The organism is Gammaproteobacteria bacterium, from assembly GCA_016199745.1.
Lineage (GTDB): Bacteria > Pseudomonadota > Gammaproteobacteria > Acidiferrobacterales > Sulfurifustaceae > JACQFZ01.
Genome location: JACQFZ010000016.1, coordinates 21,054 through 30,094, shown reverse-complemented (window position 1 = coordinate 30,094; position 9,041 = coordinate 21,054). Strand labels below are relative to the sequence as shown.

At 59.8% G+C, this 9,041-nt stretch carries 5 protein-coding genes and 1 pseudogene; 2 read left to right on the top strand and 4 right to left on the bottom strand.

The features are described 5' to 3' along the window. From HY308_03620 to HY308_03605, 4 genes and pseudogenes are all read right to left on the bottom strand, one after another. Positions 1-315 (bottom strand): annotated as a pseudogene (locus tag HY308_03620) (transposase). 625 nt (positions 316-940) lie between these two features. After that, entirely contained in the window at positions 941-2,368 is a 1,428-nt protein-coding gene (locus HY308_03615; GenBank protein MBI3897368.1) for an efflux transporter outer membrane subunit, read from the bottom strand. Between the two features lie 76 nt (positions 2,369-2,444). Next, entirely contained in the window at positions 2,445-5,645 is a 3,201-nt protein-coding gene (locus HY308_03610) for a multidrug efflux RND transporter permease subunit (GenBank protein ID MBI3897367.1), read from the bottom strand. A 14-nt stretch (positions 5,646-5,659) separates the two neighbouring features. Further along, the gene (locus tag HY308_03605) at positions 5,660-6,775 is read right to left on the bottom strand and encodes an efflux RND transporter periplasmic adaptor subunit (GenBank protein MBI3897366.1); all 1,116 of its coding nucleotides are present in this window, start codon (positions 6,773-6,775) and stop codon (positions 5,660-5,662) included. A gap of 315 nt (positions 6,776-7,090) precedes the next feature. Between HY308_03605 and HY308_03600 the strand changes: the two genes are divergently transcribed. Together HY308_03600 and HY308_03595 are read left to right on the top strand one after the other, a co-directional pair. Then, complete coding sequence (locus HY308_03600; protein ID MBI3897365.1) at positions 7,091-7,780, top strand: TetR family transcriptional regulator; 690 nt, start codon at positions 7,091-7,093, stop codon at positions 7,778-7,780. Positions 7,781-7,850: 70 nt separating this feature from the next. Continuing rightward, positions 7,851-8,978, top strand: coding sequence for a cell division protein ZapE (locus tag HY308_03595; protein MBI3897364.1), 1,128 nt, complete (start codon positions 7,851-7,853; stop codon positions 8,976-8,978). Positions 8,979-9,041: the final 63 nt, after the last annotated feature.

Genomic DNA, 9,041 nt, shown 5'->3' with positions numbered 1-9,041 from the left:
GCCGAGCTCCGCTCGCATGCTGATGAGCGCGAACATAACTTCCGTCGGCGAATACCCACTCCGTATCAATTTCGCCTCGTAGCTCAAAAAAAATTCCGCCCAAAGCCCCTTGGCCGCCCAACGATTGAAGCGGTTATAAGCCGTTTTCCAGGGACAAAACTCCTCCGGAACATCACGCCACGGGGCACCCGTGCGCAGTTTCCAAAGAATGGCTTCCATAATGTCTCGGTCATTCGGCCAACGGTGGCAACCCTTGGCTCGCATCGTGGCCTGAAGCGGTTCCCAGAGTAAATCGCTCAAAATACGTCGGGTCATCCGTGTAATCCTCCTCGTCAGGGAAGAATTTCATAAATGAGCCAAACGTCAACTCCGTGATGCTCTTAGGTCGGAATGAGGACACGCCCTAGTATCCCGTCCCGCTAATTCACCAACGAATTCCGGCAGACGCTTATCCACGGGTCTCCCTCTCCCCTTGCGGGAGAGGGAACAAGGGAGAGGGGGAAACATAGGATTAGTTGTTTGACCACCCCTCTCCCCCTGCCCCTCTCCCGCAAGGGGAGAGGGGAGTGGCTCGCGGTAACGTTATTCAGTGAATTAACAGGACCAGACACGAATGGCACTTACTTAAGCCGCGGCACGCTCTAGCTCCCTCCCCCTCAGGGGGAGGGCTGGGGTGGGGGTGGGTTTTTTAGAAACAGGGATCTCGGTTATTGCTGCCATAAAACCCACCCCCCTCCCAACCTCCCCCCTGAAGGGGGAGGAGTCAATCGTGGTATCTGTTGTCGATGGCGCTTAAGTAAGTGCCATTTCTTTCGAAGGCATATATTAAAACTGCAGGAGTTATGCTTGCTGAAACTGTTGGTGCACAACATATGCGTATTGGGAGCCATGTATTCGCTCGGTGCGATTGCCGTTCTTATAAGCATTTATCAGATTTGACTTAAGGTTTCGTACTCCAACCACCACCCAACGCTTTGAACAAATCGGCGATGGCACCGCGCTGGGCGCGGCGAGCGTCGCTGCGGCTGAGCTCGGCGGCGAGCAGGCCGCGTTCGGCGTCGAGCACATCGAGTTGACTGGCGACGCCGTTCTGATAGCGCAGCTTTGCCAGGCGCAAGGTTTCACGCAACGCCGCTACCCGCAAATTCTCGGCGTCGAACTGCTCACGCGTTTTCGTCTGCGCAATAATGGCGCCGCGCACGTCGCGGAAAGCGTTTTGGATAGACGACTGATACTGCGCCAGCGCTTGCCGCTGGCGCGCGTTGGCGGCGTCGACTTGCGAGCCCAGGCGACCGCCGCCCCAGATCGGTTGCGTCAACGATGCTGCCGCCTGCCAGATACCGGCCGGACCGGTGAACAGATCGCGCAACACGGCGCTTTCGCTGCCGATGTAACCGGTCAGGGAGATCGACGGAAAGTAGGCGGCGCGTGCCACACCGATGCGGGCGTCGGCGGCGATCAGCCGATTTTCCGACTCGATCAAATCCGGCCGGCGCAACAGTAACTCCGACGGCAGACCGGCGGGAACGACCAATGCCGGCGGTTGCTGATCTTCAGCGGTTGTCGCGGTGTCGATAGTGACCTTGCCTTCGTAGATGATGCGCGGACTCTTGCCGAGCAACACCGCTAACGCCAGCTCTTGCTGCGCGCGGTTGCGTTCGAGCACGGGTAATTGCGCGAGCGCTGCCAAATTCTCCGCTTCGAGTTGACGGTAATCGAACTCGGAAATTGCACCGGCCTCGAAGCGCTTGCGTTGTAGCGCCAACGACTCGGCGCGTGCGTCGATCGAACGGTGGGTCGCGGCGACTTGTTCATCGAGTGCGCGCAACGTGAAGTAGCTTTGTACGACATCGGCGGCGAGGGCGATGCGCACGGTTTCCTGTGCGGCTTCGGTGGCTAGCAGCTCGGCGCGCGCCGCCGTGCTGGCGTTGCGCAGTCGGCCCCAGAAGTCGAGCTCATAAGATACGTTGGCCGCAGCGCGGAAGGTATCGGTCTCGCGCTCGACACCAGGCGGTAGCGGCATTGCGCCGCGCTCGGACGATTGCGTGCGGCTGCGGTCGAGACGCGCATCGATCGACGGGAATTGCTCAGCGCGCGCTTGCCCGAGCAGTGCCCGCGCCTCGTCGACGCGGGCGACCGCGAGTTGCAGATTCGCGTTGTGCGTCAACGCTTCGTCGACCAGTTGGTCGAGCGTGGCGTCGCCGTAGATTTTCCACCACTGTCCGCCGACGGCGGCGGTGCTTTGGCCGGTGGCATTGGCCCAGTCGGCCGGTAGCTCGATGGGTGGGCGCTCATACGTCGGCGCGACGTTGATGCAGCCGGCGGCTAACGTGGAAATCGTTATCGCGGTGGCGGCAACGGCCCCCACCCTAACCCTCCCCCGCTTGCGGGGGAGGGGACGAGACAACGGACGATCGAATAATTTCTGGACCTTAATACTGTCGTTACTCATTACTATCTCCCTTCAACCGCGGTGTTACATGCGGATGGTGCAGTTCTTTTTCTTCCAATTGACGGTGATGTTGGACTTCCGCCTTCAGCTCGTCGGTCGAACGCTTTTCTGTCAAATGTTTGTCGGTCAGTAATTTAAAAAACAGCGGCACGAAGAATATCGCAAGAAAGGTCGCCGCCATCATGCCGCCCATGACACCGGTGCCGACCGATTGGCGCGCGCCGGCGCCGGCGCCGCTGGAGATCGCCAACGGCAGCACGCCCAAGATGAACGCGAGCGACGTCATCAAAATCGGTCGGAAGCGTAAGCGCGCCGCTTCGAGCGCCGCCGCCGATGCCGACATGCCCTCGTGGTATTTCAACAACGCGTACTCGACGATCAGAATCGCATTCTTCGCTGCCAGACCGAGCAGCGTGACCAGACCGATTTGGAAATACACGTCGTTGCTGAAGTGGCGCAGCCATACTGCCATTAGCGCGCCGAACGTACCGAACGGCAGCGCCATCAATACCGTCAGCGGCAGCGACCACTTCTCGTATTGCGCGGACAGAATCAGGAACACCATGATCACGGCCAGGCCGAGCGCGATCGCCGATGTGCCGCTGGCACGCTTTTCTTGATACGACGCGCCGCCCCAATCGAAGCTGAAGTCGGACGGCAACACTTCTTTAGCGAGCCGCTCGGCTTCGGCGATCGCCTGACCGGATGACACACCCGGCGCACCCTGGCCGAAGAGTTTGACTGCTTGCAGATTGTTGAAGCGATCGAGCGAATCGGGGCCGGCCGCCTGGCGGATGGTGGCGAGCGCGCGCAGCGGAATCATTTCGCCGTGCAGCGAGCGCACGTAGATCTCGCCGACGGCGTCCGGATTTTTGCGATAGCTCGGCTCGGCCGACATCAGCACCTGCCAGGTACGGCCGTATTTATTGAAGTCGTTGACGTAGTAATTGCCGAGCGTTGCCGCCAGCGCGCTGTACAACTCGCCGAGCGGCACGCCGAGCGACGCCGCTTTTTCGCGATCGACGTCGACGTAGAGCTGCGGCACTTGCGCGCGCCACAACGTTTGCACACCGCCGAGCAGCGGATCGGTGTTCGCCTTCTGTAGGAACTGGCCCATGACTTCGGCGGTACGCTGCGGGCCGCCTTCGCCGCGGTTCTGCAGATATAGTTCGAAGCCGCCGGCGGTACCGAGGCCGAAGATTGGCGGCGGGTTGAATGCCAGCACCAGCGCTTCTTTGATATGTGCGGTTTTCATGTACAGCTCGCCGACCAGCTGGCTAGCCGTTACGTCGCGTTCGTCCCAGTGCTTTTGCGTGACGAAGATAGTGGCAGCATTATTGCGATAGCCGCCGCCGAGAAAATCGAAGCCGGTGAAGGCGATCGCGTCTTGATTGGCCGGATTCGACTTGATCGCCTGCAGTACTTCGGCGACGACCTTGTCGGTGCGCGCGAGCGTCGCGCCATCCGGCAGGATAACTGCGGAAATATAGAAGCCCTGATCCTCGTCCGGCACCAGGCTGTTCGGCGTTTTGTACCAAAGACCTGCGGTGACAACGACCATGCCGAGGAAAAGTGCTATGCCGATGCTGCTGCGGCGAATCATCCAAGCGACGCCGTTGGCGTAGCGGCCGGTGACGCGGTGGAACCAATCGTTGAACCAGGTGAAGAAGCGGCCCGGCTGCTTGTGCTCGTGTTTTAGGATCAACACGCACAGCGACGGTGTCAGTGTCAGCGCGACGATGCCGGAGATGACGACGGCGAGGGCGATGGTGACGGCGAATTGGCGATAGAGCTCGCCGGTAAGACCGCCGAGAAAGGCGATCGGCACGAACACCGCGCATAGTACCAGCACGATCGCAATCACCGGTCCACTGACTTCCTTCATCGCTTTGATCGCCGCATCACGCGCCGACGCGTGCTCTTCGTGCATGATGCGCTCGATGTTTTCCAGGACGACGATGGCGTCGTCGACGACGATACCGATGGCGAGCACCATGCCGAACAGTGTCAGTGTGTTGATCGAATAGCCGAGCAGCAGCAAGCCGGCGAACGTGCCGATCAACGACACCGGCACGGCGGCGAACGGGATCAGCGTCGCCCGCCAGTTTTGCAGGAACAAGAACACGACGATAAAGACCAACGCCATCGCTTCGGCCAGCGTCTTCACCACTTCGCGGATCGACACGCGCACGAACCGCGTCGTGTCGTAAGCGACCGAGTGCGACAGGCCGTCAGGGAAGCGCTGGGCCAATTCATTGACTGTGCGCGTGACTTCGGCGCCGACGTCGAGCGCATTCGCGCCCGGTTGTAGGAACACGCCGACGAGTACCGCTTGCTTGCCGTTGAAGCGGCCGATGAAGTCGTAATCTTTAGAACCAAGCTCGATGCGGGCAACGTCTTTCAACCGCAGGATCGAGCCGTCCGGATTAGCGCGGATGATGACGTTTTCGAATTCACGCGTGTCGCTCAGTCGGCCTTTGGTAGTGATGGTGTAGACCAGCTCTTGCGGTGTACCGCTCGGCGATTGCCCGACCTTGCCGGCGGCGAACTGCGCGTTTTGCTCGTTCAGCGCGCGGATCAGGTCGTTCGGCGTGAGCTTGAGCTGCGACAGCCGATCGGGCCGCACCCACACGCGCATGGCGTAGTCTTTGGCGCCGAAAATCTGGACATTGGTCGTGCCCGGAACGCGCTTTAACGAATCGAGCACGTTGAGCGTGACGAAATTGCTGATGTAAAGATCGTCGTAGCGATCTTCCGGCGAGTAAAACGCGATGACCTGCAGGAACGACGACGAGCCTTTCTCGACGGTTACGCCCTGGCGCCGCACTTCTTCCGGCAACCGCGGCTCGGCCTGCTTCACGCGATTATTAACGTTCAGCGCTGCTTGATTGATATCGGTGCCGATGTCGAACGTTACCTGAATCTGGACGACGCCGTTCGAGCTCGAATTCGAGCCCATGTAGATCATGTGCTCGACACCGTTGATCTGATTCTCCAGCGGCGCCGCCACCGTTTGTTCCAACACTTGTGCCGACGCGCCGGGATAGGCGGCGGTCACCGTTACTACCGGTGGTGCGATCTCCGGATACTGCGCGACCGGCAGACCACGCATGGCGGCGAGGCCGGCGATGACCACGAAGATGGACATCACGGCCGCGAGAATCGGTCGATCTATAAAGAAGCGCGAGAACATGGTGTCGTTTCTTGTTAGCTCTTAGCAGGCGGCGTTTCCGCCGTCGTTGGGTTTGCCGGCGCTGCCGGGGCGGCGCCGCCTTCCTTGGGGGCATTCGGGTCGGTGATATGCACCGGTGCGCCCGGGCCGATCTTCATGACACCGTCGACGATGACTTTGTCGCCCGGTTTCAGGCCGGCGATAATGATCCAATCGTTGCCGTACCAATCGCCGACCTCGACCGGCCGTGACTCGGCCTTGTTATCGGCGCTGGCGACGTAGACGAACTTGCCTTGGGGCCCTTCGAGGACCGCTCGTTGCGGTACGAGAACGGCGTTCGGGCGGTGCGCGCCTTGCAGGACTACGCGGACGAACTGACCCGGTCGCAGCAGGCCTTTGGGATTCGGTATTTCGGCGCGTGCTTCACTGGTGCCGGTGGTATCGGAAATGCGCACGTCGGCGAATGTGAGCTTGCCGGTTTTGTCGTAGGCCGCGCCTTCCGTCAGCTTCACGCTGACTTCGAACTGACCGTTTTTCGGCAACACCAAGCGTTTGGCTTCGACCTCGCGATTGAGCTTCATGCGCTCCTGATCGGAGATGCCGAACAACACGTGGATCGGATGAATCTGCGATACGGTCGTGAGCAACACGTCCGGGCCGGTCACGTAGTTACCTTCCGAGCGCTGCGCGCGCCCGGCGATGCCGGCGATCGGCGATTCGACTTTTGTGTATTCGAGATTGAGTTTGGCCTCGGTCAATCGTGCGCGCGCCGACTTTACGTCGGCGGCGGCGACCGCTTCAGCCGATATCGTATCGTCGTATTCTTTTTGACTGACGGCTTTCGCTTCGAACAGCGGCTTGAAGCGCTCGGCATTGCGCGTGGTTTGCGTCAGCCGCGCCTCGGCCGAAGCGACGTCGGCTTCGGCGCGCGCTAGCGCCGCTTCGAGCGGCGCCGGATCGATGGTGAACAGCGATTGCCCGGCATCGACTGCCGAACCTTCGCGATAATTGCGCTTCAACAAAATACCGGTAACGCGGGCGCGCACTTCGACTTCGCGTGAGCCTTCGGTTTGACCAACATATTCGAATGTAATTGGCAGATCTTTCGGCGCTATCGTAATCACCGACACGTCCGGCGGCGGCATGGCCATTTGCGGCTGCGAGCTCGCCAAGTCGCAGCCGGCGATAAATGCGATCACGCCGGTCACGAGCAGCAGCGCGCCGGTGCGCAGGGTGTTGGCGAATAGAGGTAACAGCTTCGTCATATTTTTGTCTCGCTTGCGGTACGTTACTCGGCCGCTCGATCTTCCATCTGGGATAGCGTATGCTACATACATTCATGAATGTATGTAAAGCCGGGTGGCCTTGGACAAATGGACAGTGCAGCGCATAAATGCCGTTGTCCTTTCTGGCCATATTCGATTTTTCTATTGATTCTCTGTAGTTGCCGCGAGGAGATTTGCTGAATGGCGCGACGTACGAAAGAAGAGGCGTTGGCAACCCGCAACGGCATCCTCGACACCGCCGAACAGGTTTTTTTGAAAAAAGGCGTGTCGCGCACGTCGCTCAACGACATCGCTGACGCCGCTGGCGTTACCCGTGGCGCCATTTATTGGCATTTCAAAAATAAGGCCGACTTGTTCGATGCAATGATGAAGCGCGTGTCGTTGCCGATGGAAGAAATGGCGGCGCGCGCCAGCCGCGCCGATATCGACGACCCGCTCACGTTCGTGCGCGCCTGCGCATTGACGGTACTCGAGCGACTCACGACCGATCCGCAGTGTCAGCGCGTGTTCGAAATTTGTTGTCACAAAATCGAATATGTCGACGAGATGGAGCAGCTGCGTGAGCGCCACATCGAATGCCGCCGGCAGTGTCTCACGCATATCGAGCGGGGCCTGCGCAATGCTGCCGGTAAAGGATTGTTGGCGCCGTCGGTTCAGCCGCGATTGGCGGCGGTCGGGCTGCATGCATTGGTCGACGGTTTAATCATGAACTGGGTGCTCGATCCGAAGCAGTTGCCGCTGGCGAAATGGGCAACACCGTTGATCGATGGTTATATGGACGGATTGCGCGCCATCAGCGGCCGGCGGCGATCGACTACGGTACATCGTCTGAAAACCGCAACTGCCGCTGCCCGTAAACGCCGCGCTTAGCGTTGCGCTACAGTTTCAGTAAAATCGCCGCTCGTTGCCCATCTTCTTTGTCAGCCGGAATAATGGATTAATGTCTGCCGCCGACGAGACCGCGCTCGATGTGCGCACGTTCTACCGCCGCACGCTCGAGCGCCGTGGTTTTGTCGCCGACGTCGCGCAACAGCGGGCGGTCGAGCGATTACAGCAGCTCTACGATCAGCTGGTCGATTTCAAACAGAAACGGCACTCGCGCCTGCGCTGGTTGATGCCGCGGCCGGTGTTGCCGCGTGGCATTTATTTGTGGGGCGGTGTCGGTCGCGGTAAGAGCTTTCTCATGGATAGCTTCTACGCGTGTGTGCCGTTCGTGCGCAAACAGCGAGTGCACTTTCACCACTTCATGCGCGACGTGCACCGCGAGCTCGATACGCTCAAGGGCGAGCCCGATCGTCTCGATCTGTTGGCGCAACGCATTGCCGAGCGTTTTCGTTTGATTTGTTTCGACGAAATGCACGTGAACGATGTCGCCGACGCCATGATTCTCGGCCGGTTGCTGCGGCGGACGATGGACCTCGGCGTGGTTTATTGCATGACCTCGAACTATGCGCCCGACGGTTTATATAAAGATGGGCTGCAGCGCGATGACTTCTTGCCGACCATCGCCTTGCTCAAGCAACGGCTCGATGTGGTCGAAGTCGACAATGGCGTCGATTATCGGCGCCGGGCACTGGCGCAGTTGTCGACGTATCACGTGCCGGCTGATGTCAAGGCAGAAGCGGCGCTAACCACCGCGTTCGAGCGTCTGGCCGAGACCGAGGAAGAGACCGGCGCGCTCGAGATCGAAGGCCGAAGCATCAGTTACCGGCGCCGTGCCGGTAGTGTTGTCTGGTTCGACTTCGACAAAATCTGCGGATGGGGCCGATCGCAGCTCGATTATCTCGAGATTGCCCAAGAGTTTCGCACCGTTATTTTGTCGCACGTGCCGCGGTTCGGTCCCGAACGCGCCGAAGAGGCGCGCCGTTTCACGTTATTAGTCGATGTGCTCTACGAGCATGGCGTAAAATTGTTGATATCGGCCGATACCGCGCCGGAGCAGTTGTTGAAGAAGGACGAGGTAGCGAAGACACCACAGGCGCGGGCGATGATCTTCGAGTTCGACCGCACCGCCAGCCGTTTGATCGAAATGCAGTCGCGCGAATATTTGGATCAACTACGCCGCTAACGTTCAATTAGCCGGCTTACGATAGCGCGCTAATTCCTGCTGTAACCACGACGACGCTGCCGA

What these genes read in the sequence shown, in the direction of transcription:
- HY308_03595 (MBI3897364.1), top strand. Translation starts at nt 7,851, where the DNA reads ATGTCTGCCGCCGACGAGACCGCGCTCGATGTGCGCACGTTCTACCGC.
- HY308_03610 (MBI3897367.1), bottom strand. Translation starts at nt 5,645, where the DNA reads ATGTTCTCGCGCTTCTTTATAGATCGACCGATTCTCGCGGCCGTGATG.
- HY308_03605 (MBI3897366.1), bottom strand. Translation starts at nt 6,775, where the DNA reads ATGGCCATGCCGCCGCCGGACGTGTCGGTGATTACGATAGCGCCGAAA.
- HY308_03600 (MBI3897365.1), top strand. Translation starts at nt 7,091, where the DNA reads ATGGCGCGACGTACGAAAGAAGAGGCGTTGGCAACCCGCAACGGCATC.